The sequence below is a fragment of the Saccharopolyspora spinosa NRRL 18395 genome (assembly GCF_000194155.1).
Taxonomy (GTDB): domain Bacteria; phylum Actinomycetota; class Actinomycetes; order Mycobacteriales; family Pseudonocardiaceae; genus Saccharopolyspora; species Saccharopolyspora spinosa.
The window spans coordinates 57,122-80,688 of sequence record NZ_GL877884.1; the positions used below are offsets into that span (position 1 = coordinate 57,122).

Annotated in this window: 19 protein-coding genes, 1 pseudogene and 1 riboswitch; of the genes and pseudogenes, 5 read left to right on the plus strand and 15 right to left on the minus strand. The window is 70.2% G+C overall.

Annotated elements, in window-relative coordinates:
* The first annotated feature begins 80 nt into the window (after positions 1-80).
* Both SSPN_RS0140680 and pth read left to right on the plus strand, forming a co-directional pair.
* A complete protein-coding gene (locus tag SSPN_RS0140680) occupies positions 81-683 on the plus strand; it encodes a 50S ribosomal protein L25/general stress protein Ctc (protein WP_010316319.1) in 603 nt (200 codons plus the stop codon).
* Positions 684-774: 91 nt separating this feature from the next.
* Positions 775-1,350, plus strand: a complete 576-nt coding sequence (pth, locus tag SSPN_RS0140685; RefSeq protein ID WP_010316321.1) for an aminoacyl-tRNA hydrolase — start codon at positions 775-777, stop codon at positions 1,348-1,350.
* Between the two features lie 198 nt (positions 1,351-1,548).
* Here pth and SSPN_RS0140690 read toward each other — a convergent pair whose 3' ends face one another.
* From SSPN_RS0140690 to SSPN_RS0140750, 12 genes and pseudogenes are all read right to left on the minus strand, one after another.
* Positions 1,549-3,201 (minus strand): fatty acyl-AMP ligase, encoded by a 1,653-nt coding sequence (locus SSPN_RS0140690; protein WP_029536235.1) that lies wholly within the window; start codon positions 3,199-3,201, stop codon positions 1,549-1,551.
* Between the two features lie 77 nt (positions 3,202-3,278).
* Entirely contained in the window at positions 3,279-5,060 is a 1,782-nt protein-coding gene (locus SSPN_RS0140695; RefSeq protein ID WP_010316325.1) for an ABC-F family ATP-binding cassette domain-containing protein, read from the minus strand.
* Between the two features lie 121 nt (positions 5,061-5,181).
* A complete protein-coding gene (locus SSPN_RS0140700) occupies positions 5,182-6,138 on the minus strand; it encodes a 4-(cytidine 5'-diphospho)-2-C-methyl-D-erythritol kinase (RefSeq protein ID WP_187764773.1) in 957 nt (318 codons plus the stop codon).
* 365 nt (positions 6,139-6,503) lie between these two features.
* Complete coding sequence (locus tag SSPN_RS0140705; protein WP_010316329.1) at positions 6,504-7,316, minus strand: MetQ/NlpA family ABC transporter substrate-binding protein; 813 nt, start codon at positions 7,314-7,316, stop codon at positions 6,504-6,506.
* 62 nt (positions 7,317-7,378) lie between these two features.
* Positions 7,379-8,062, minus strand: a complete 684-nt coding sequence (locus SSPN_RS0140710) for a methionine ABC transporter permease (protein ID WP_029536236.1) — start codon at positions 8,060-8,062, stop codon at positions 7,379-7,381.
* A complete protein-coding gene (locus SSPN_RS0140715; protein WP_029536237.1) occupies positions 8,059-9,078 on the minus strand; it encodes a methionine ABC transporter ATP-binding protein in 1,020 nt (339 codons plus the stop codon). Before SSPN_RS0140715 ends, SSPN_RS0140710 begins: the two co-directional genes overlap by 4 nt.
* Before the next feature lie 244 nt (positions 9,079-9,322).
* A riboswitch (SAM riboswitch) is annotated at positions 9,323-9,410 on the minus strand.
* A gap of 175 nt (positions 9,411-9,585) precedes the next feature.
* Positions 9,586-10,455, minus strand: a complete 870-nt coding sequence (gene rsmA, locus SSPN_RS0140720; RefSeq protein ID WP_010316339.1) for a 16S rRNA (adenine(1518)-N(6)/adenine(1519)-N(6))-dimethyltransferase RsmA — start codon at positions 10,453-10,455, stop codon at positions 9,586-9,588.
* A gap of 121 nt (positions 10,456-10,576) precedes the next feature.
* A complete protein-coding gene (locus tag SSPN_RS0140725) occupies positions 10,577-12,070 on the minus strand; it encodes a resuscitation-promoting factor (protein ID WP_010316341.1) in 1,494 nt (497 codons plus the stop codon).
* A gap of 580 nt (positions 12,071-12,650) precedes the next feature.
* Positions 12,651-12,902 (minus strand): annotated as a pseudogene (locus SSPN_RS0140735) (transglycosylase family protein); the annotation flags it as partial.
* Between the two features lie 282 nt (positions 12,903-13,184).
* Entirely contained in the window at positions 13,185-14,018 is an 834-nt protein-coding gene (locus SSPN_RS0140740) for a TatD family hydrolase (RefSeq protein ID WP_029536238.1), read from the minus strand.
* Positions 14,019-14,122: 104 nt separating this feature from the next.
* Positions 14,123-15,916, minus strand: a complete 1,794-nt coding sequence (metG, locus tag SSPN_RS0140745; RefSeq protein WP_010316346.1) for a methionine--tRNA ligase — start codon at positions 15,914-15,916, stop codon at positions 14,123-14,125.
* 270 nt (positions 15,917-16,186) lie between these two features.
* The gene (locus tag SSPN_RS0140750) at positions 16,187-17,212 is read right to left on the minus strand and encodes a DUF4185 domain-containing protein (RefSeq protein ID WP_010316348.1); all 1,026 of its coding nucleotides are present in this window, start codon (positions 17,210-17,212) and stop codon (positions 16,187-16,189) included.
* A 363-nt stretch (positions 17,213-17,575) separates the two neighbouring features.
* On the opposite strand from SSPN_RS0140750, the gene SSPN_RS0140755 reads away from it, so the two are divergent.
* A complete protein-coding gene (locus SSPN_RS0140755; protein WP_010316349.1) occupies positions 17,576-18,883 on the plus strand; it encodes an aminodeoxychorismate synthase component I in 1,308 nt (435 codons plus the stop codon).
* On the opposite strand, the gene SSPN_RS48265 is transcribed toward SSPN_RS0140755, so the two are convergent.
* On the minus strand, positions 18,846-19,286 hold the full coding sequence (locus tag SSPN_RS48265; protein WP_143539469.1) for an isochorismatase family protein: 441 nt from the start codon (positions 19,284-19,286) through the stop codon (positions 18,846-18,848). The two genes, SSPN_RS0140755 and SSPN_RS48265, sit on opposite strands and share 38 nt — an antisense overlap.
* A 33-nt stretch (positions 19,287-19,319) precedes the next feature.
* Positions 19,320-20,156 carry a 16S rRNA (cytidine(1402)-2'-O)-methyltransferase gene (rsmI, locus tag SSPN_RS0140765; RefSeq protein WP_010316351.1) on the minus strand — a complete coding sequence of 279 codons (837 nt, stop codon included), beginning with the start codon at positions 20,154-20,156 and terminating at the stop codon, positions 19,320-19,322.
* Positions 20,157-20,250: 94 nt separating this feature from the next.
* On the opposite strand from rsmI, the gene SSPN_RS0140770 reads away from it, so the two are divergent.
* Together SSPN_RS0140770 and SSPN_RS56115 are read left to right on the plus strand one after the other, a co-directional pair.
* Entirely contained in the window at positions 20,251-21,825 is a 1,575-nt protein-coding gene (locus SSPN_RS0140770) for a dolichyl-phosphate-mannose--protein mannosyltransferase (protein WP_010316352.1), read from the plus strand.
* Between the two features lie 20 nt (positions 21,826-21,845).
* Positions 21,846-22,022, plus strand: a complete 177-nt coding sequence (locus tag SSPN_RS56115; RefSeq protein ID WP_010316353.1) for a LuxR C-terminal-related transcriptional regulator — start codon at positions 21,846-21,848, stop codon at positions 22,020-22,022.
* Between the two features lie 128 nt (positions 22,023-22,150).
* Here SSPN_RS56115 and lat read toward each other — a convergent pair whose 3' ends face one another.
* Entirely contained in the window at positions 22,151-23,518 is a 1,368-nt protein-coding gene (gene lat, locus SSPN_RS0140780; RefSeq protein ID WP_010316355.1) for an L-lysine 6-transaminase, read from the minus strand.
* Positions 23,519-23,567: the final 49 nt, after the last annotated feature.

Genomic DNA, 23,567 nt, shown 5'->3' on the forward strand with positions numbered 1-23,567 from the left:
ATCACGCCAGTAGCGCGCCCCACCGCCGCAGGCCAGCGACCAATTCACGTTCCGCCCGACGTCATGAGGAGTGCACCACCGTGTCCGAGGTACGTATCGCCGTCGAGCAGCGCACCGAGTTCGGCAAGGGGGCGGCCCGCCGCACCCGCCGCGCCGGCAAGATCCCCGCGGTGCTCTACGGTCATGGCGCCGACCCGAAGCACCTGTCCCTGCCCTCCGTGGAGTTCGCCCGCGCGATCCGCGAGAACGGGCACAACGCGGTGCTGACGCTTGATGTGTCCGGTAGCGACAGCGAGCTCGCGCTCACCAAGACCATCACCACGCACCCGATCAAGAACTACATCGAGCACGTCGACCTGCTGCTGGTCAAGCGCGGCGAGAAGGTCACCGTCGCGGTTCCGGTCGTGCTCTCCGGCGAGGCCGGCCCCGGCGGCCTGGTCAGCCAGGAGATCACCGACGTCGAGATCGAGACCGAGGCGCTGCACATCCCCGAGCAGCTGGAGCTGTCGATCGCCGGTGCCGAGATCGGCACCCAGTTCCACGCCTCCGACATCCAGCTGCCGGCGGGCGTGACCCTGCAGTCCGACCCCGAGGCACTGGTCGTCAACGTCACCGAAGCCGCCGCGTCGATGGCCGAAGAGGCCCCCGCCGAGGCCGCCGAGGGCGAGACCGAAGAGGCCTGAGCCCCCGACGTCGGGCCGCACCGCGCGCTGTCCCCCTCGACCTGAGCGGGACAGCGCGCTGCGTGCCATCTAGAGCAGGAGACTTCTTCCCGTGAGCACTCCGGACTCGGTCGCGCTGATCGTCGGGCTCGGCAACCCCGGTCCGCGCTACGCCGGAAACCGGCACAACATCGGTTTCCTCGTCGCCGACGAGCTCGCCGACCGGATCGGCGGGAAGTTCAAGGCGCACAAGGCCGGTGCCGAGGTCGTCGAGGGACGGCTGGCCGGAGCGCGCGCCGTGCTGGTCAAGCCGCGCTCGTTCATGAACCTCTCCGGCGGCCCGGTGGCCGGCGCGGTGAAGTTCTACAAGGCGCCGCCGGAGTCCCTGATCGTGATCCACGACGAGCTCGACCTGCCGTTCGGCACCATCCGGCTCAAGCGCGGTGGCGGCGAGAACGGCCATAACGGGCTGCGCTCGATCAGCAAGTCCCTGGGCACCCGCGACTACGTGCGGGTCCGCTTCGGCATCGGCCGTCCGCCCGGCCGGATGGACCCCGCCGACTACGTCCTGAAGGACTTCTCCGGGACGGAGCGCAAGGAGCTCGCCTACTTCATCGACGTCTGCGCGGACGCGGTGGAAGCTTTGGTCACCAAGGGCCTCGAAGCCGCCCAGAACCAGTTCCACTAACGCCGGGAGCGGCGATTTCGCGCGAAAACGCCGCTCCTACCCGTTCCCGGATCACTGCGCCCCCGCTGCAACGGGTGGATCTTTCCGTGTGAAGGGCACCGTCGTCCCCGTGGAGGCACTGGCGCGCCGTGTGTCCTAGGTGCCGGTCGAAAGCGCCCTTCACCCATCGCACCAACGGGTTCCGTTCGTCCACATTGGTCAGTTGCTGGGGACCAGGGACGCGGTCGCGGCTCGTTTGAGCTTCCCGGACGGGGTTTTCGGCAGCGAACCCGGAGCCAGCACCACGACCGCCGACGGGCGGACGCCCACGGCGTCGACGATGCGGGCCGCGACCTCCTTGCGCAGCGCCTTCTCCGCGTTCTCATCGCCCGCCAAGCGCGACTCCAGCACCACCGCGAAGCGTTCGCGGCGGCTCCCGGCGTCCTGCCGGACGGCGGCGGCGTTGCCCGCGCGCACCCCCTCGACCTGGCAGGCGGCCCGCTCGACGTCCACCGGGTAGATGTTGCGGCCGCCCATGATGATCACGTCCTTGCGGCGCCCGCAGATCACCACCTGCCCGTCGACCAGGTACCCCTCGTCCCCGGTGTCCAGCCAGCCGTCTTCGTCCTTTGTGGACAGCGGCCCGTCGACGGTGAGGTAGCCCGGCGTCACCGCCGCGCCCCGGATCCGCAGCCGCCCCACCTGCCGCTCCCCCAGCTGCTGCCCGGCGTCGTCGACGACGTCGACGTCCAGGCCCGGCAGCGGGTGGCCCAGCAGCGCGAACTGCCGCGCCCGCTCGGCATCCGGCGATACCGGCTTCGCCCGGCGCTGCTGCTCCAGCGCGTCCGCATCGACGACGTCGACCTCCAAACCCCGGCCCAGCGGGGCGAAGGACACCGCGAGCGTGGCCTCGGCCATCCCGAAGGCGCACACCATGCAGTTCGAGCGGAGTCCGAACCGGGCGCCCTCGTCGGTGAACGACTGCGCCGCCGACGGATCGATGGGTTCGGCGCCGTTGAGCGTGAACCGCAGGCTCGACAGGTCGAAGTCGCCGTCGTCGGCGCGAGCCATCCGGCGGGCGACGATGGCGTAGGCGAAGTTCGGCGCGGCGGTCACGGTCGCGCGGTACCGGGTGATCAGCTCGGGCCACAGCAGCGGCCGGGCCACGAAGTCCGCCGGGGTGACCTTTACCGCCGACATCCCGATGGCCATCGGCACCGTCAGGCAACCGACCATCCCCATGTCGTGGAACAGCGGCAGCCAGGACACCGCGACGTCGCGCTCGGGAGTGAGATCGACGGCGGCAACCATCGCCCGCAGGTTCGCGTAGAGGTTGCCGTGCGTGATCCGCACCGCCTTGGGTTCGGCGGTGGAGCCGCTGGTCAACTGCAGCAGGGCGGTCGCGTCCTCGTCGACCGCGACCGGCTCGGCGAGTGGTTCGCCGCCGGTGAGGCCAGCCAGGTCCCGGTAGACGATCGCGCTCTCCTCGAGCACCCCGGCCAGCTCCTCGAAAGGAGTGCCCAGCAGCACCAGCCGCGCACCGATCATCTTGAGCACCCGAACGGTGTCCTCGGCCCAGTGCGCGAGGTCCGTGCGCGGCGTCGGCTGGTGCAGCATGGTCACGCTGCCGCCGCCGAGCCACACGGCCTGCACGGCGGGCGCGATCAGCCCCGGATCTGCGGCGAGGATCGCGACGACCCGCCCGGGCCCGAGGTCGTCGCCCAGCGCCCCGGCCATCCGTAGCGCATCGGCGTGCACCTCAGCCCACGTCCGGAACCACGGTTGGTCGGGCTCGCCTGTCGTGAGCCCCCGCGCCTGCGCACCGGAGTTCTCCCGGGCGGACGCCACCAGTGTCTCCACGAACTGACTCATGTGACGCAGCTTACGAGCACCGTGATCGGCCGCACAGCGTCCGCCACTCCGGTGGGTGCCGGTCTGACGACTTCTGGTCAGCCGAGCTGATCGGCGAGTTCCATCCAGCGGGTCTCGATGTCGTCCTTCTCCTGCTTCAGCGCCCGCAGCTCCACGTTCAGCTCAGCCACCCGCTCCGGCGCCGTCGCGGCTTCCGCGAGCTTCTCGTGCAGGCCCGCCTCGCGCTCCTCGAGCTTGTCGAGCTGGCGCTCGCAGCGCGCGAGCTCCTTGCGCGCCGCATGCTCCTCCGCGCCGGAGAGCCCTCGCGGCTTCGCCGCGTCGGTCGCCTGCTTGCCGACGCTGCCTTCTGCGGCGTCCAGCAGCGACTCCCGCCGCTCCAGGTACTCGTCGATACCGCCCGTCAGGTGGGTGAGCCGACCGTCACCGAACAGCGCGTGCACGCTGTCGCACACCCGCTCCACCAGGTAGCGGTCGTGGGAGACGACCACCAGCGTGCCCGGCCAGTTGTCCAGCAGGTCCTCGAGCTGCTGGAGCGTGTCGATGTCGAGGTCGTTGGTGGGCTCGTCGAGGATCAGCACGTTCGGCTCGGCCATCAGCAGCCTCGCCAGCTGCAGGCGGCGGCGCTCGCCGCCGGAAAGGTCCTCGACGGGCGTCCACTGCCGCCCCTTACCGAACCCGAAGCGCTCGCCGAGCTGCGACGCGGACAGCTCGTACTTGCCGAGGGTGACCCGCTCGGCGACGTCCTCGATCGCTTCCAGCACCCGCCATTGCCCGGGCAGGTCGTGCAGTTCCTGGGTCAGGTGCGCCAGCCGCACCGTCTTGCCCTCGACGCGCTTGCCCGCGTCGGGTTCGCGTTCCCCGGCGAGCAGCTTGAGCAGCGACGTCTTGCCGGAGCCGTTGACGCCGACCAGGCCGATCCGGTCGCCGGGGCCGATGCGCCAGGTGACGGCGTCCAGCAGCGCGCGGTCCGCGATCCGGAGGTCGACATCCTCCAGCTCCAGCACCGTCTTGCCGAGGCGCCGCTTGGCGAACGCGACCAGCTCGACGGTGTCGCGGGGCTCCGGCACATCGGCGATCAGCGCCTCGGCGGCCTCCATCCGGTACCGGGGCTTCGAGGTGCGGGCCTTCGCACCGCGCTGCAGCCACGCGAGTTCCTTGCGGGCGAGGTTCTGTCGCTTCTCCTCGGCCTGCTGGGTGATGCGGGCGCGTTCAGCGCGGGCGAAGATCCAGTCGGCGTAGCCGCCCTCGTACTGCTCGACACGGCCCTGGACGACCTCCCAGGTGCGGTTGCAGACGGTGTCCAGGAACCAGCGGTCGTGGGTGACGATCACCAGCGCGCACTTGCGCTCCAGCAGGTGGTCGGCCAGCCAGTGCACGCCTTCGACGTCCAGGTGGTTGGTCGGCTCGTCGAGCACCAGCAGGTCGAGGTCGCGCACCAGCGCGGCGGCCAGCGCGACGCGGCGGCGCTCGCCGCCGGAGAAGTCGGTGACCGGGGTGTCCAGGCCGAGGCGGGTCATGCCGAGGCCGGTGAGCACCGACCGCACTCGCGGGTCGGCGGCCCATTCGTGTTCGGCGCTGAAGCCGTGCGGGTCGAGCACCGCGTTGCGCACGGTCGAGTTCGCGGGCAGCTCGGTGCGCTGCGTGACCACCGCCATCCGCAGGTCACGAAACTGGCTGACCCGGCCGCTGTCGGGTTCGGCGATGCCGGCGAGGACCTCCAGCAGCGTCGTCTTACCGCCGCCGTTGAGCCCGACGACCCCGATGCGCTCGCCCGCCGAGACGCCCAGCGAAACTCCGTCCAGCAGCGGGCGCACGCCGTAGCTCTTGCTGACCGACTCCAGATTGACCAGGTTCACCATCGGGTGCTCGTCTACTCCATCATCTGCGTTGCGTGATCACGGGCTGGGGTCGTCCCGGCGCAGTTTCAATTGAAACTGCGTAACCGGAGTCCTAAACGCCAGTTTCAATTGAAACTGGACTTCAGGCGTGGACCTGGGGCGGGGTCGGGCGGTGCGCGGGTTCCTCGGAAACGATCCGCGCGCCCGGGACCGGGCCGTGCGCGACGCGGACCGTGCGGCACACCCCCGCGCCGGAGAGCTCGGCCGCCACGTGGACCGCCGCGTCCGCGTCGGTGCAGAGGAAGGCACAGGTCGGGCCCGAGCCGGACACGATCCCCGCGAGCGCTCCCGCCTGCACGCCCGCGCGCAGCGTGCGCCGCAGCCCGGGCCGCAGCGAGACGGCCGCTGCCTGCAGATCGTTGCCCAGCAGCAGGGCGAGCTGCCGCGGGTCGCCGGACGACAGCGCCTCCAGCAGCGGCTCGACCTCCCCGACCCGGTTCGGCTTCGACTCCGCCCGCAGCCGGTCAAGCTCGGTGTAGACGCCGGGCGTGCCCAAGCCCCGGCGATCCAGCGCGATCACCCAGTGGAAGGTGTGCCGGGCCAGCACCGGCACGAGCCGCTCGCCGCGGCCGGTGCCCAGCGCGGTGCCGCCCTGCAGCGAGAACGGGACGTCGCTACCCAGCTTCGCGGCGATCTCGCTGAGCTCGTCGCGGCCCAGCTCCAGCCGCCACAGGTGGTTCAGCGCCAGCAGCGTCGCCGCCGCATCGGCGCTGCCTCCGGCCATCCCGCCGGCGACCGGGATGCCCTTGCTGATCGACAGCCGCACCCCGGGTTCCTCCGGATCCCGCCCGCTGTGCTCGGCGAGCAGCTGCACGGCCTTCCACGCGAGGTTGCTGGGCCCGGTGGGCACCGAATCCGCGCCCTCGCCGTGCACGTCGATGCCCGGTTCCTCGGCGACCAGCACGGTGACCTCGTCGGTCATCGACAGCGCCTGGAAGACGGTGACCAGCTCGTGGTAACCGTCCGGGCGCGGGTCACCGACCGACAGGTGCAGGTTCACCTTGGCCGGGACGCGGACGGTGATGGGGGTAGGAACCACGGAGAGCACTCTTAGAGCGTACGTGTCCGCGAAAGCCCACCGCTTGCTTCCCTGCGCCTTGAGATCCTTTCCGGCTGACCTTGCTCGGCGATTCGGGTAACGGCCCCCTGCGGGAATTTCGGTCGCGACGTGGACTCCGGGATGCCCGACTTGCGTATGACCATTACGCGGCGCTGGGGCTGTCCTCGCCAGGCGACGTCTGAGAACCCACGACGGTGCAAGTTGCAAGGGTGGCCTAAGCGCCTGACGCCGCTTTAAAGAACAAACCCCAAACCCGGCCCCAAGCCGAGCACACAAACGAGGTGAGGGGCACCCTTGGGCGGCTAAACCACTCAAGGGTGCCCCTCACCTCGGGGAAACTCCGGTCAGGACGCCGGGATGACGGCTACGCCGCCGTACTTCTGGTTGATGAAGTCCTTGACCTGCTGGGAACGCAGCAGCTCGGCGAGCTTCAGGATCCGCGGGTCCTTGGCCAGGGCCGGGGTGGTCACCAGGCCGTTGGCGTACGGGTTGTGCTCCGGACTCTCCACGGCGATCGGGTTCTGCAGGTTCGCCTTGATCGCGTAGTTGCCGTTGACCACTGCGGCGGCGGCGTCATCGACCGAGCGCGGCAGCTGGTCCGGCGACAGATCCTTGAGCTGGATGTTCTTGGGGTTCTCGGCGATCGCCGACTCCAGCCGGGTGCCCACCGCTGCCTCCGGCTTGAGCTTGAGCAGGCCGCCCTGCTCCAGCAGCTTCAGCCCGCGGAACTGGTTGGCCGGGTCGTTGGACAGCGTGACCGTCGCGCCGTTCGGGATCTCTTGCAGCGACTTGAACTGCTTGGAGTACACCGCCAGCGGCTCCAGGTGCACCGCCTGGATCCAGACGAAGTCGCCACCGCGCTGCTTGGTGTACTCGTCCAGGTAGGGCTGGTGCTGGAAGTAGTTCGCGTCCAGCTCACCGTGCGCGACGGCTTCATTCGGCCGGTTGTAGTCGTCGAACTTCGTGATCTCGATGCCAATCCCGGCCTGCTGCGCCAAGTTGTCCTTGACGTACTGCAGGATCTCGCCGTGCGGGGTCGGGCTGACCGCGATCCGCAGCGGGGCGTTCGGGTTCTCGGCAGCCGAGCTGCCGCCGCCCCCGCACGCGGCCAGCGCCAGGCCGGCCGCAGCCACCAGGGCAGCAAAACGCAAACGCATCAGGGTTTGTCCTTTCTGGACAGAGTGGAAGGTCCCCAGGCAAGGGGTGGTTTCGGGGGGTGTCAGCTGGTCGCGGTTCGGCGCCGGTCGACCAGCTTCGCGGTGCGGTCGGTGATCAGCTGCATCGCGAAGGCCAGCACGCCGAGCACAACCACGGATCCCCACAGGATCCGGTCGTCGTAGCCCTGGTAGCCGTCCTGGATCGCGGTCGTGCCCAGCCCGCCGCCGCCGATCGCGCCGGCCATCGCGGCGTAGCCGATCAGCGCCACGGCGGTGACGCCGACCGCGCCGACCAGCGCGGCCCGCGCCTCGCCGACCAGCACCGTCCACACGATCCGCAGCCGACTCGATCCAGTCGTGATCGCGGCCTCGACCACGGTGAAGCTGACCTCGCGCAACGCGTTCTGCGTCAACCGCGCGAAGAACGGGACGGCGCCGATGGTCAGCGGCACGATCACCGCGGTGCTGCCGATCGACGTGCCGATCAGCAGCCGGGTGAACGACGCCAGGACCACCAGCAGCACGACGAACGGCACGGACCGCACCAAGTCGACGACCACGCCGAGCACCCGGTACAGCACGGGTTTCGGGCTCAGGCCGACCGGCGAGGTCAGATGCAGCAGCACCCCGAGCGGCAGGCCTCCCAGCACCGCCAGCAGGGTCGACACCAACACCATGTAGAGCGTGTCGATCGTCGCTTCACCAAGTATTCCAAGGACCTCCGACCAGGGGGTCACATCACTCACGCAGCAGCTCCGTCAACGCAAACCGGGGCACGTCGCACATGCGCGTCCCGCTCGACCATCCATTTCAGGGCCGCCTCGGCGCGCTCGCCGCTCAGGCCGACCTTGAACTTCGCTACCGGCGTGTCCCCCAGCCGGGTCAGCCCGCCGCCCAGGATCGCGAGGTCGACCCCGAACTGGCTGGCGGCCTCCGGCAGCAGCGCGCCGACCGCGGCGAAGCCGACCAGCACGACCTCGGCGACGACGTCGTGCCGACCGCCGGCTGGCTTGAACGACGCGGCCTGGTCGGTGTCCGGCAGCAGCGTGGTGCCCACCCGGCTGCCGGGCTCGGCGACCAGGTCGAGGACCTTGCCGTGCTCGACCACGCGGCCGTTCTCCAGCACCGCGACGTCGTCGGCGATCTTGCGCACCACGGCCATGTCGTGGGTGACCACCAGCACGGTGACACCCAGTTCAGCGCGGGCGCGGTCCAGCACGGTGAGTACCGAGTCGGTGGTGCCCGGGTCGAGGGCCGAGGTCGGCTCGTCGGCCAGCAGCACCGAAGGCTTGGCGGCCAGCGCACGCGCCACCGCGATCCGCTGGCGCTGCCCGCCGGAGAGCTGGTCGGGGTAGACCGAGGCCTTGTCGGTCAGGCCCACGAGGTCCAGCAGCTCGCCGACGCGGGTGCGCCGCTGCGGGCCGCTGATACCGGCCGCTTCCAGCGGCAACGCGACGTTGCCCGCGGCAGTGCGCTGCCGCAGCAGCGAATCTCCTTGCGGCACAACGCCGATCTGCCGGCGCGCGGCGCGAAGGGACTTGCCGCCGAGGGAAACCAGGTCGGTGCCGTCGACACGGATGGCGCCGCTGTCCGGCTTCTCCAGCAGCGCGATGCACCGGGCCAGGGTGGACTTGCCGGCCCCGCTCGGACCGACCACACCGCACACCGCGCCGGCCGAAACCTCCATCGTCACGCCGTCGAGGGCGCGGACGGATCCGTTGTTGTGCTGGAAAGATTTGGTCAGGTTCTCGACTGTGATCACGATCGGCTCCACATCAGCTCGCGACGGCCGCGCACGCGAAAGGGCGACAGGCCAAGGAACTTCGGAAAGGGAGGAAAGGCTGGGTCACATCTCGCGACGACAGGCGGTGGTGGTGCGGCGCCCGTGGTCGATGACGCGACGCTGCGTCAACAGCCTCCGGATGTGGTTTCGCCGGGATCGGGCCAGCTGGGCTCGGGTTTGACCCGCAGGCGGGCTAGCTGGCAGCGCGTTGGACTCCACAACAACTCCATCGGTCCTGGCGTTAGCACCTGCCCACCGGGTGGTTGCTGCGGCTTCGCGGAGCCAGGTCTCTCGGCCGCTCGGGATGGATTTCCCGAATAGTAGACCCCACTGGCGGATTCCAGCGCAAGTTGATAGTCGTCACTTTCCGAAATCGTTTGCCAAATCACACACCCGGAGGAGCGGGAATTTTCCCAACACACCAGGTGTTGCCTGTGACTCCACGTAGCGGATCGATCTCGGATGGCAAGCGCCCGGACGGGTGGTTCAGCGACCGCTCTCGGTAGTCGCGGCCTGTGCGATGCGCGCGAAATCGCCGATCTCCAACTGCTCGCCGCGGACGGTCGGATCCACCCCAGCGGCCCGGAGAACCTCCTCCGCCCGAGCCGCGGACCCGGCCCAGCCGGACAGCGCGGCGCGCAACGTCTTGCGCCGCTGGGCGAACGCCGCGTCCACCACGCGGAAGACGTCCTGGCGCGGCGCGGTCGACGGCGGCTCGATGCGCTGGAACGACACCAAGCCGGAGTCCACATTGGGCACCGGCCAGAACACCTTGCGCGGCACCGGACCCGCGCGGCGCACGTCGGCGTACCACGCGGCCTTGGCGCTCGGCACGCCGTAGACGCGGCTGCCCGGCTTGGCGGCCATCCGGTCGGCGACCTCGGACTGCACCATGACCAGGCCGTGCGCCAGGCTCGGCAACTCGGCCAGCAGGTGCAGCACCACCGGCACGGCGACGTTGTACGGCAGGTTCGCGACGAGCGCGGTCGGCGCCGCCGGGAAGTCCTCGGCGCGGACCCGCAGCGCGTCGGCCTCGATCACGGTGAGGCGATCGGCCAGCGCCGGGGCGCACTCGGCGGCGGTGCGCGGCAGCCGCGCCGCGAGCACCGGATCGATCTCGACCGCCGTCACGGCGCCCGCAGCGGGCAGCAGCGCGAGGGTCAGCGAGCCCAGGCCGGGGCCGACCTCCAGCACGACGTCGTCGGCGGTGACCGACGCGGCAGTCACGATTCGGCGCACGGTGTTCGGGTCGTGCACGAAGTTCTGGCCGAGCTTCTTCGTCGGTCGGATGTCGAGTTCCTCGGCCAGCCGGCGCACGTCGGCCGGGCCAAGCAGCGTCGCCTGCTGGTCGTCCACACCGAAAAGCTACCCGCGCCCCAACTCACCACCCCGACCAGGTGACGAGCGAGGGGCACCCGTGGTGTCCACGGGTGCCCCTCACCTGACGAAATGGGCTTGGTAATCCCGGAAGGTCACCTCACAGGCTGAGCTTCGAGGAGCAACCCGGCCAGGCGCCGTAACCGCCGCCCCGGGACGCGCGGACCTTTTCCGCCACCGCGATCTGCTGCTCGCGGCTGGCCTGGTGCGGGTACGGCGCGTACTGGTCGCCGCCGTAGGCATCCCAGGTCGACTTGTTGAACTGCAGGCCGCCGTAGTAGCCGTTGCCGGTGTTGGCCGCCCAGTTCCCGGTGGCCTCGCACTGCGCCAGCTTGTCCCAGACCCCGGAGGTCGGGGGCTGCTTGCCGCCTACTCGCACGACCTTGGGCTGGGCTTCCTTGGTGATCTTCTCGCCGACGGTTTCCCGGCCGGTCTCCTCGCCGTTGCGGGTGGTGACCCGGGTGAACACGATCTTCTCGCCGGGCACGCCGGGGAACTCGACCCGCTCCTCGCCCTTGAACATCGTGTTGTCCACGACCTCCTGCACCGGGGGCTGGACCGGCACGGTCATGTTGATCACCGTGCTGCCCGTGCGGTCGATGCGCACCTCGGCGCCACTGGCGAGCCGCTGGTCGCCGCCGGGCGTGATCGCGTCCTCGGGGCCGAGTTCGAGCTTCTGCTCCCGGACCAGCTCGTCGATGTCGATTGCGGTGGTGGTCAGCTGCCGCGGCTCGCTCGCCCCGTCGATGATCGTGATGTTCTTGCTGGTCTTGACGACCAGGTCCATGCCCTGCTCTGGCACGGTCATGGTGCGGTCGGCGGAGACCCACGCGCCGTCGGCCTGAACGCCGAGTTGACGAAGCGCCTGGTCCACCGTGACCGAGCGGACCCACTCCTCGCGCTGCTCGCCATCGACGGTCAGCTTCAGCAGCCGTCCGCGGTCGAGGGTGATGGTGTCGCCGTGGCTGACCTTGGCCTGCGGGGAGGGGCTGAGCGCGTCGTGCTGGCCGACGGTGATGCCCTCGTCCTCCAGGACTTCACCGACGGTGCCCTCGTAGGTGCTGACGGTGTGCTCGTGACCGTCGACCTCGACGGTCACCGACTTGTCCATCGCGGCGGCCGCGCCGCCGGTACCGGTGAGGCTGAGCAGCACGCCAGCCACCGCGCCCTTGAGGAAGCGCCGCTTCCAGGTGGTGATCGCCTCGACGACTTCCTGCGGCGGGGCGTCGCTCTCCTCGGCCTCCGGCAGCGCCTCCGGAATGACCAGCGGCGGCAGGATGATGGTCTCGGCGTTGATCAGCCGGATGACCTCGGCGACGTCGACCTCGGCAGTCGCCAGCATGTCCTCGGCGTCCGGCCCGAGGACCTCGTAGATGTCCGCCGACGTGATCTCGAGCGCGCCCGGCGGGAAGCTGGGGTGGTCCTCGGCCGGGTAGCGCTGCGGCTCCGGGCGGTCCAGGAGTCCGACGGCGGTGTGCTGGTCGGCCTGAACCGGCGTGAACCAGTCCGTCGTAGGTTCGAAGGATTCGGCCCAGTAGCCGTCGTCCGACCGATGGGCATGGCCGGGATGGCTGGGCTCGCCGCGTCCGTTCACAGGGTCGTTACCTCCCGAAGGCGGAAGTCGCGCTCGCGCGTTTCGGAACGGAGGCGGCGTCGGGCGAGACTCATGTCGTCGCTCAACACTCCCTCGGTCCTTGCGGGCACACAACCTTCGTGCTTCGCGTCTGTATCCGACTCCCGTAGCCAAGCGCCGTCCTAGCCGGCCGCGAGCACCTTTGCTCGTGGCCCGCTTCCCCGACGTACACCGGCGAGACTAACGGGCGTTCCCCATGACTGGTTGTCATCGGTTACGAGGCCGAGACTCTAGCGTGATCAAAGGCGGGAGCCAAGAACCCCGACGGCACGTGTGATCTGCGTTACGATAATTTGCCGCGCAACCAAGCACTATCAGTAAGCGAGATCGCCCCCGTTTTTACCCATTCGGGGGTACCGCCGACGGTCCGCCAGCTAGGTGACCGCCCGCCTTGGTGACATCTCACACGTCCCCGGCACCAGCGGTTTCCATGATCGGCTCGGGCCGGAACATGAGTCCGGCCCGAGCACTCAACGCGCTCGGGCCGGTCCCGCCCTCCCCTCGCACGTGGGATCCGGGCCCACGTGTCGAGTTGATCACCTCATCTCCGCAAGCCCAACTTTCGCGCGCATGCGGGCCAGGCGCCGAATCCGCCGCGGGCGCTGCGCAGCGCTTCCGCGACGACGATCTGCTGCTCCCGCGAGGCCCGGTGCGGGTACCGGTTGTACTTCTCGCCGCCGTGGGCTGCCCACGTGCGGCGGTTGAACTGCAGGCCGCCGTAGTAGCCGTTGCCGGTGTTGGCCGCCCAGTTCCCGCCTGACTCGCACCTCGCCAGCCGGTCCCAAACGCCCGCTCGCGCGGCTGGTGGTGCGCTCGGAGACGCCATCACCACCGGCGCGCCACCGCAGACCACAATGCTCGCCACTACCGTCGCCTTCGTGAACAAACCGAACTTCATCGCAATCCTGACTGCCGTGCGTCCGGGCAGGAGGACCTCCGTCCAGCAGGCGAAGTTTCGGGGTTGTCCCCATCCCGGCTTCCAAAGTGGACGGTAGGGACGGCGTCACGGACCGCAAGCGGGCGCGGCTCAACACCCGATATCAAAAGACAGCGGGTGAGAAGCGGCAGGGTGGGATTACGCCTGATCGAGTCGGAAGACTCGCTCGGCAGTTGCCGTTGTCGCTACGACCAGTTCTTCGAGCGTCATGCCACGGAGTTCGGCGAGCTCCCGGAGGGTGTAATTGACGCAGTACGGCTCGTTCGGGTGCCCGCGGAACGGGTGCGGGGTCAGGAACGGTGCGTCGGTCTCCACCACGAACTGCTCCAGCGGCACCAGCTGCGCGGCCTCCCGGAGCGCCTTGGCGTTGCGGAAGGTCGCCGTGCCGGCGAAGGACAGCACGTAACCGGCGTCCACGCAGTCCTGGGCGAACTCCGCGTCCCCGGAGAAGCAGTGGAAGACCACCGTTTCCGGGGCGCCCTCCTCGGCCAGGATCCGCAAGATGTCCTGGTGCGCCTCGCGGTCGTGGATCATCAGCGGCTTGCCGACGCGCTTGGCCAGGTCGATGTGCCAGCGGAAGGCCTCCTGCTGCGGCTCCGGCGGCGAGTAGTCCCAGTAGTAGTCGAGCCCGGTCTCACCGACCGCTACGACCCGCGGGTGCTCGACGAGCTGCTCCAGGACCTCGCGGTCGGCGTCGTCGAAGTCCTTGGTCCGGGTGGGGTGCAGCGCCACCGCGGCGAACACCCGGTCGTCCCAAGTGGACGCCTCGACGGCCCACTGCGCGGAGGCGATGTCGTCGGCGACGGTCACCACCCGGCCGACCCCGGCGGCCTGCGCGCGCTCGACGATCGCGTGCACCTCGTCAGGCGTCTTCGCCCCGCACGCGTCGAGGTGGGTGTGCGCGTCGACCGCCGAGGCGGGCAGCGCCTCCGGCACCGGCGGCAACTCCCGCTTCCTGTCGCGCTTGCTCATCGCACCTCCCACGTGCATGCGCAATTTCCATTGAAATCAGGGCTCCGATTTCAATGGAAATCAGGGCTCCGATTTCCATTGAAATTGCAACCCACCTCGGTGGGTCAGCTTTCGATCGGGGCCCACTCGGGGCCGGTCTCGCCGAGCTTCGGGTCCAGCTTGGCGAACAGCGGCGTCGGCTTCTGCAGCGGCCGCCCGACCTCGATCTCGGTGGACCGCCACGACGCCTGCTCGGCGGCGTAGTCGCCCATCAGTACCGGGTACTCGATGCTCGCGTCGTCCAGGTCGGTGACCTCGCGGATCTCCGGCTGCGCCGACCAGACCCCGGTACCGCCGAGCAGCTCGTGCACCTTCTGCGCCGAGTGCGGCAGGAAGGGGGTGAGCAGCGTGTTCGCGTCGGAAACCACCTGCAGCGCCGTGTTCAGCACGGCGTCCCGGCGGTCCGGGTCCTCCTTGAGCTTCCACGGCTCCTGGTCGGACAGGTACTTGTTCGCCGCCGACACGACCCGCATGGCCTCCTGCGCGGCAGCCTTGAACCGGGACCGCTGCAGGTGCCCGCCGACGGTGTCGAAAGCGTTGCGGGACAACGCCTTCAGCTCCTCGTCGGCGGCCTGCGGCACGGTCGGCGCGGGCACCGCGCCGTTGTTCTTCGCGGCCATCGAGATGGACCGGTTGACCAGGTTGCCCCACTCGTTGGCCAGCTCGAAGTTGGTGCGCCGGACGAACTCGTCCCACGTGAAGTCGGTGTCCTGGTTCTCCGGCCCGGCGACCGAGATGAAGTACCGCAGGGTGTCCGGGCCGAAGTCGCGGAGGAAGTCCCGCACGTAGATCACGGTGCCGCGGGAAGTGGAGAACTTCGACCCGCTCATGGTGAGGAACTCGCTGGAGACAATCTCGTCCGGCAGGTTCAGCTCGCCGTACGGGCCGACCTCGCCACCGCGGTCGCCCTGGCCGTTGTGGCCCATCAGCAGGGTGGGCCAGATCTGGGCGTGGAAGGTGATGTTGTCCTTGCCCATGAAGTAGTAGCCCTTGGCGGCCGGGTCGGTCCACCACTGCTGCCAGGCGTCCGGCTGCCCGATGCGGCGGGCCCACTCGACGCTGGCCGAGAAGTAGCCGATCACCGCGTCGAACCAGACGTAGAACCGTTTCATCGGCTGGTCGCGCCAGCCGTCCAGCGGGATCGGCACGCCCCAGTCGAGGTCCCGGCTGATCGCCCGCGGCCGCATGTCCTCGACCAGGTTCTGGGCGAACTTCAGGACGTTGGGCCGCCAGCCGGTGCGGGTGGACAGCCACTTGCCCAGCGACTCGGTGAACGCCGGCAGGTCCAGGAACAGGTGCTCGGTCTCGACGAACTGGGGCTTCTCGCCGTTGATCCGGGACACCGGGTTGATCAGGTCGGCAGGGTCGAGCTGGTTGCCGCAGTTGTCGCACTGGTCGCCGCGCGCGCCGTCGTAACCGCAGATCGGGCAGGTGCCCTCGATGTAGCGGTCGGGCAGCGTGCGGCCGGTGGACGGGCTGATCGCGCCGGTGGTGGTCTTCGGCGCGATGTAGCCGTTGCGGTGCAGCGCCAGGAAGATCTGCTGGACGACCTGGTAGTGGTTGCCGGTGGTGGTGCGGGTGAACAGGTCGTAGGCCAGGCCGAGGCCCTGCAGATCCTCGGCGATCACCCGGTTGTACTTGTCGGCGAGCTGGCGGGTGGTCAGGCCCTCCTTCTCGGCCTGGACCGAGATCGGGGTGCCGTGCTCGTCGGTACCGGACACCATGAGCACCCGGTTGCCCGCCATTCGCTGGTAGCGCGAGAAGACGTCCGAGGGCACACCGAAACCGGAAACGTGGCCGATGTGCCGCGGGCCGTTCGCATAGGGCCAGGCCACAGCGGTCAACACAGAGGCACTCATAGTGCTTAGCCTACGGTTCTGGAGGACCTGATCTCGAACGGGTTCTGGTTAGTGGAGATGTCCGCGCGCGGTACCGGTAGCGAAGCCCGAGAGACCATCTCGGCTGCGGGATCCCCCGGGTTGTGCACGCCACGGCATCGGGGGCTGGTTTCGGATTGCGGAGGCGGCGTCGTCACGCCCGACATCATCCCGACGGTGTGGTGATCCGGTGAGTGCTTTTGGGCGCTGCGGCAGCCGAAAACGCTCACGGACCGTCGGCGGCCGGACGGATCACGCCAGATCGGCGCGGAAGAAGTCGACGTTGTACGGGCCCCACTGGGTCAGGGTGAAGTAGATCGCCGGCCGGTCCGCGGCCCACGGATGCTGGAAGCCCCCGTAGAGCGCCGGGTAGTCGGCACCGGAGACGACGACCTCACCGTCGGTCCACGGCCCGGTGAGTTCCGGCGCGGTGCGCAGCACGATCGCCGCCCGGTGCTCGTCGAGGTGCACGGCGAACCACAGGCCGAAGTGCCGGTTGTACTGCACCGAGAGCTCGGCGACCGGGCCCGGCAGCCCCGGTTCGGCGGCGAACGGGTCGGCGCCCCAGCCCGCCCCGGTCCAGTACTGGTAGGCCGCCGGTTCGAGCAGGTCATCGGCGCCGACGCGGGCGAGGTGCCCCGCACCGAACCGGCCACTCGGGGTGCCGAGCAGGTACACGCGTCGGTCCAGGACGCCCGCGAAACCGATCATCTGGAACGGGTGCCCGCCCTGGTCGCGCCGCCGGAACCGGCTCAGCCAGGACTGCCGCCGGTTCGGCCACACCGCCGTCTCCGACTTCGTCCAGGTGGTGCCGCCGTCGTCGGAGTACGCGAGCGCGCCGTAGTTGGTGTGCCACACGCCCGGCGTCCCCCAGTGCCGGACCGACATGTAGTGCAGGTAGTTCCGGCCACCCACCGCGATACCGGAGGTGGGGATCACGGTGTGCTCGGGCACCCCGGTCCGGTCGCCGGGCAGCACCTGCCCAGCCATGCCGTCCTCGCGCTCCAGGACCGAGTCGAACTTCAGGCCGGTGTCGAGATCGGTGTTGGTGGACCGGGCGATCACGTTGTACCGCCAGTCGGCGTGCCCGGGGCCTGCGCCGTGCCCGCCCCAACCATCGCCGTAGGTGTCGCCGAACGCCGCCAGCACGCCGCCCCGCCCGTCGTCCCACATGATCCCGAGATCGGTCGCGTGGATGCCGAACCGGCTTGCCGTCCGGTTGCAGGAGTCCTCGCCGGTGATCCTCGTGAGCCTGGTCGCTGAGAGCACGCGCACCATGCCGCCACCGTACGGAACGGCGCCTGGCGGGAACAGTGGCGCACAAGCTCGCACAGGGTTGGCGTTTCCGCAGGTGGGGGCGTGAGCGTATTTGGGAGGCACCGGCACCGCATCGCACTCAAGCACTCTGACCTGGCTCTGACCAGAGAAACCGGGCGGGCATGGCGATGGGGTTTGCATTGGCATCGCAGCTGGGCTCGCCAGCGGTGGCGCTCGTCACGGACAGCACGGCAGCCAGTTTTGGGCGGACGGCTCTGATCAGGACGAACAGCTGGCCAGGGCGGGGGCTCGCGTGATGGGGCCCGTCCCCGGCAACGCGGAGGCCGGTCCGGAACAGGCGTTGGGCGTGGTCATACTGTCGGCGTGCCGGTCTTCACCCGCCCGATTGATGGCGACGCGAGCGCGGCCAAGGTGCTGCGCCGCCTCGCGGCTCGCGCGCGTCGCCGCGGGCTACCGCCGCCAGCGGCGCTGACCGGCGACTGGTTCGGCGGCTCCGCCGTCCTCGCCCCATCCGTGCAGATCGCCGCGACCCAGCCAGAGCTGGCCTTCACCGCCCTGGACCTGCCAGCCCCTTCCGGCGACGCGAGCAGCTCGGGTACGCCGAGCAACCCTGGCCAGGCGGAGCCGGGGGCGGTCGGCGGCGGGTGGATCGGCTACCTCGGCTACGGCCTCACCGACCCCGGGCAGCACACCCGACCCCGACGCCTGCCGCTGGCCGCGTGGGGCTGGGCCGATCACGTGCTCCGCCTCGACTCCGACGGGCAGTGGTGGTTCGAGGCGCTCCGCGCCGCAGAACCGGGCCTGGTCGCGGAACTCGCCGAGGTGGTCGCCGCAGGCGATCCGCCGACGGCGACCTGGGAGGTGGGGCCGGTCGGCAGACCGGACGCCGACCAGCACGGCAAAGCCGTGCGCGGCTGTGTGGAGGAGATCGCCGCAGGCGAGATCTTCCAGGCCAACATCTGCAGCCGGTTCGAGGTGCCGTTCCGGGGCGATCCGCTGGACGTTTTCGCCGCCGGCAGTGCGCGGTTGCAGCCCGCGCGGGCCGCTTACGTCGCCGGATCGTGGGGCGCGATCGCGTCGTTGTCGCCGGAGTTGTTCCTGGCCCGGCACGGTCGGGTGGTGCGCTCCAGCCCGATCAAGGGCACGTTGCCGCGCCGGGGTCCGCACGAGGATGGCAACGCCGAACTGCTGCGGTCGTCCACCAAGGACATCGCGGAGAACGTGATGATCGTGGACATGGCGCGTAACGATCTCGGGCGGGTCGCCGAGGTCGGGCGGGTGACGGTGCCCCGGCTGCTGGAGGTGCAGCCGCACCCCGGCGTGTGGCACCTGGTGTCGGACGTGCGGGCGGAGGTTCCCGCCGACCTGCCGAACTCGGCGCTGTTGTCGGCGGCGTTCCCGCCCGCCTCGGTGACCGGTGCGCCGAAGGTGCGGGCGCTGGAGCTGATCGCGGAGCTGGAGTCGCAGCCGCGCGACGCGTACTGCGGCGCGGTCGGCATGGTCTCGCCCGTCGCGGGCATGGAGCTCAACGTGGCCATCCGCACCTTGGAGTACGCCGACGGCGTGCTGCACCTGGGTGTCGGCGGCGGGATCACCGCGGATTCCGACCCGGACCGGGAGTGGCAGGAAGTGCTCACCAAGGCCGCCCCGGTGCTGTCGCTGCTCGACTAGATCCCCGCTGGTCACTCCGGCCGTGAGCCTTCTGGGCTGCTACGGCGGCCCAGGAGATTCGGGTCCCGGACCCGCCCGGCACGGCATTGTCCACCACCCGCCCGTCCGAATCGGACATTTCCGCGATTAGCGCGGATCCCGGCGCGTCCGGTCGGAACGCGGCCTGCGCATCGCCGACGGCACGCATGAACGCCGTGTTGCGCACTAACCCGCCTTCTCCAGGGGGCACCGTGAACCGGGTCAACACCAGCTCGGCCCCAGCTTCGCGGGCCGCCTGGTGGAATCGCGCGGCCCGCCCGACCACGCCACTGCTAGCCACCGGCTCCGCGAGCATCCCGCCGAAGAAGCCCTCGGGCTCGATCACGTTGACCTGCCAATGCAGGCCCAGCACTGCGCTACGCATCTCGCGATCTTGCCCCGAAACCCGCGCGGACCTCTACCTCCGGGCGGCGAGCACTGCGTCGTACAACTCCTTCTTCCGCACGCCCGCGAGCTCCGCGACCTCCGCTACCGCGTCCTTCAACCGCACGCCTTCGGCGGCGCGCTCCTCCACCAGCGCCACCAGTTCCGCCGGATCTGCGGCTGCCGCCGGCTCGGCTCCGCCGAGCACCACGGTGATCTCGCCGCGCACGCCTTCGGCGGCCCAGGCGGCGAGCTCCGCGAGACTGCCGCGGCGGATCTCCTCGTAGGTCTTGGTCAGCTCGCGGCACACCGCCGCCCGCCGTTCGCCCCCGAGCACCGAGACGGCGTCGGCCAGGGTGTCGGCGAGCCGGTGCGGTGCTTCGAAGAGCACGCAGGTGCGTTCCTCGGCGACCAGGCGGCCAAACCAGCGGCGCCGCTCCCCCTGCTTGCGGGGCGGGAAGCCTTCGAAGCAGAACCGGTCCGAGGGCAGCCCGGACACCGCGAGCGCGGTGGTCACCGCGGACGGCCCGGGCAGGCAGGTCACCGGGAGTTGTTCGGCGACGCAGGCCGACACGAGCCGGTATCCGGGGTCGGACACGCTGGGCATCCCGGCGTCGGTGACCAGCAGGACGGTGCGGCCCTCGCGCAGCGCGTCCAGCAGCATCGGCGTCCGCGACGATTCGACCGCCTCGTAGTAGCTGACCACCTTGCCGCCAGGGGCGACGCCCAGCGCGCTGGCGAGCGAGCGCACCCGCCTGGTGTCTTCGGCGGCGATTACGTCTGCCGAGCCGAGCGCGTCGACGAGGCGCGCCGAGGCGTCGCGGGCGTCGCCGAGCGGAGTGGCGGCGAGCAGGAGCGTGCCAGTGTCCATAACCGCACAGCGTATTTCCGCAAGCCGTCGAGGTTCGGGCCACCCGGGACGGCGGGCCACCCGCTTCGCGGCTGGTCTCCTACGATCGGAGGCTGTGACCGTCCTCGTCCCCAATCCTGGTGGCCGCAGCGCCGACGAACTCGTCAACGTCGGTCGCAGGCCGCCGGCCCGGCAACCGGGCGAGAGCGATCCGCGTCCGCTGCTCGACGTGACGATGCCCACCGACCGGCTGCGCGGCTGGTTGGTCACGATCACGATCACGGTCGTCGCAGGTCTCGTGCGGCTTTGGGATCTCGGGCGCGCCACCAACGAGGGCACCCCGGTCTTCGACGAGAAGCACTACGTGCCGCAGGCGTGGCAGATGCTGCGCAACGGCGGCTACGAGGACAACCCCGGGTACGAACTGGTCGCACATCCGCCAGTGGGCAAGCAGCTGATCGCGGTCGGCGAGTGGCTGTTGGGCTACAACCCGTGGGGCTGGCGGATCATGGCCGCGCTGTCCGGCACGCTGATGGTGCTGCTCATCGTCCGGATCGCCCGCCGGATGACCAGGTCCACGCTGCTGGGCGCGATCGCCGGGGTGCTGCTGATCTGCGACGGGCTCAGCCACGTGCAGTCCCGGGTCGGGATGCTAGACATCTTCCAGGCGATGTTCCTGCTCGCCGCGTTCGGCTGTCTGCTGGTCGACCGCGACGAGGTGCGCAGCCGGATGTGGCAGGTCTGCGTCGACGGCCGGCTGGATGCGAGCAAGTGGGGCCCACGGTTGGGGTTCCGCTGGTGGCGGTTCGGCGCCGGGCTGATGCTCGGGCTGGCCTGCGGCGTGAAATGGAACGGCATCTACTACATCATGGCGTTCGGCCTGCTCAGCGTGATCTGGGATGCGCTGGCGCGACGCGCGGCGGGGGTCCGGTACCCGTGGCGGGCCGCGCTGGTGCGCGACACCGCGCCGGCGTTGTGGTCGCTGGTGGCGATCCCGCTGCTGGTCTACTTCGCGACGTGGGCGGGCTGGTTCGCCAGCGAGACGGCGACGGATCGGCACGCGACGCTGGTCTCCGAGGACGTCGGTCTCGGGTTCCTGCCCGATCCGCTGCGCTCGCTGCTGTACTACCAGCTCAACGTGCTGGACTTCCACACCCACCTGGTCACGCCGAAGAACCCGCATCCGTGGGAGTCGAAGCTGTGGGCGTGGCCGATGGGCATGCGCCCGATGCTCTACTACTACGAGTCCGGGGTGACTGGCTGCGGCCGGGCGAGCTGCGTCGAGGCGACGATGCTGATCGGCACCCCGGCGATGTGGTGGCTGGCGCTGCCCGTCGCGGGCTGGGCCGTGTGGCGGGCGACCAGCAGGATGGACTGGCGCTACGCGGCGGTCCTGGTCGGCTATGGCGCGGGCTACCTGCCGTGGTTCACCAACCTGGACCGGCAGATGTACTACTTCTACGCGACGCCGCTGGCGCCGTTCCTGGTGCTGGGGATCGTGCTGGTGCTGGGAGAGGTCCTCGGCACGGCGCGGGACCACTTCGAGCGGCGCCGGACGGGGCTGCTCGCGGTGGCGCTGTACGTGGGGCTCGTGGTGGCGAACTTCGTGTGGCTGTGGCCGATCCTCAACGGGGAGCCGATCACCCAGGAGCACTGGCAAGCAGAACTCTGGCTCCCCTCCTGGCGTTGAGGGCGGTTTCCAGGCCCGCTTTGCGCAGCGGTGCGGTCGAACTGCTCGGCCACACCTTGCAAGGCGGGACCATCGCGGCGGCGGTCCACTTGGCCCCCGGCACGGTCCGCAACTACCTGTCCGCGGCTATGACCAAGCTCGGCGTCGCCAACGGCCACGAGGAGGCCCGCCGGGCCTGGGAAAAAGGATGGAGCTAACGCCGTCCGGTCCCGGGTGCTGCCGATTTCGCGCGACATCGGCGCGAGCGCCAGGTCATCGCCATGCCACCTGACAGCCGCGAGCGGTCGCCCCGGGCGGCAGCGACCGCTTGCGAACCCCTGCACCTTCAGGCCAGGTCGGCCAGGGTCTTGCGGAGCGCTGCCACCGCGTCGACGATCTCCTCGGGTCGGGCCGAAAGCGGCGGGCGGCAGCGCAGCGAGTCCGGTCCCGAGGGCAGGAACAGCGTGCGGTAGCTGTCGCGGGCGACGGCCAGCGCCCGGTCGCGCTTGGCCAGGTCGTGGAAGGTGATCGCGCACATCAGGCCGCGGCCGCGCGGGGCGTGGACCACCGACGGGAACTCCGCCGCCAGGTCGCGGAGCTCACCCAGCAGCAGTTCGCCCATCTGCCGGCTGTGCTCGAACAGGCCCTCGCGCTCGACGACCTCCAGGATCCTGGTCGCGCGCACCATGTCGACCAGCGAACCGCCCCAGGTGGAGCTGATCCGGCTGACCTCGCGGAAGGCGTTGTCGGCGACCTCCAGCACGCGGCGACCGCCCATCACCCCGCACACCTGCAGCCGCTTGCCGAACGCCACCAGGTCCGGCTCCAGCCCGAGCGCCTGGTGCGCCCATGCCCGCCCGGTCAACGCGCCGGTCTGGACCTCGTCGGCGACGGTGAGCACGTCATTGTCCCCGCAAAGCTCCTGCACGGCCTGCAGGAACTGCGGACGCAGGTGCCGGTCGCCGCCCTCGCCCTGGATCGGCTCGTACACGAAGCAGGCGATCTCCGCGCCGTACCGGCGCATCGCCGCGCGGGCTGCGTCGAGCGCGACGGTCTCCTCCGGCAGCAGCTCGGCGCTTTCCCACCGCTCGCCCGGTTCGATCGCGGGGCTGGGGATGCGCGGCCAGTCGAACGCCGGGTAGTCGCGGATCTTCGCTGGATCGGTGTTGGTCAGCGAGAGCGTGTAGCCGCTGCGGCCGTGGAAGGCCCGCTCCAGGTGCAGCACGCGGCTGCCGCGCACGGCGATCCCGTTGCGCGCGTTGACCTTGGTCTTCCAGTCGAACGCGACCTTCAACGCGTTCTCCACCGCGAGGGTGCCGCCGTCGATGAAGAACAGCAGCGGCAGCTCGGACACGCCGACCACGCGCCGGAAGGTCTCGGCGAAGCGGGCCTGCTCGGTGGTCGCGAAGTCCGGGTTGGACGGCTTGACCCGCCCGGCGCGCACCAGCGCCGCCTCGAACTCGGCGGTGCGAAGGCCGGGGTGGCCGTGCCCTAGCGGCGCCGAGCTGAAGAACATCGTCATGTCCAGGTACTCGGTGCCGTCCCGGGCGTCGCGGAGCCGGCACCCGTCGCCGGCGTCCAGGTCCACGACGATGTCCAGCAGATCACCGGTGACGTGGGCTTTCAGCGCCGCGACGGCGCCGGTGGCCGCCTCGCGCGGGCTTGGAACGTCGGTCGGTACCACTGCGCTAACGGTCTCGTGCTGAGCGGTCATGTTCGGCCTCCCGGCGCCGTGTGGTGCGGTGCCCCGCATCACTTGTCAA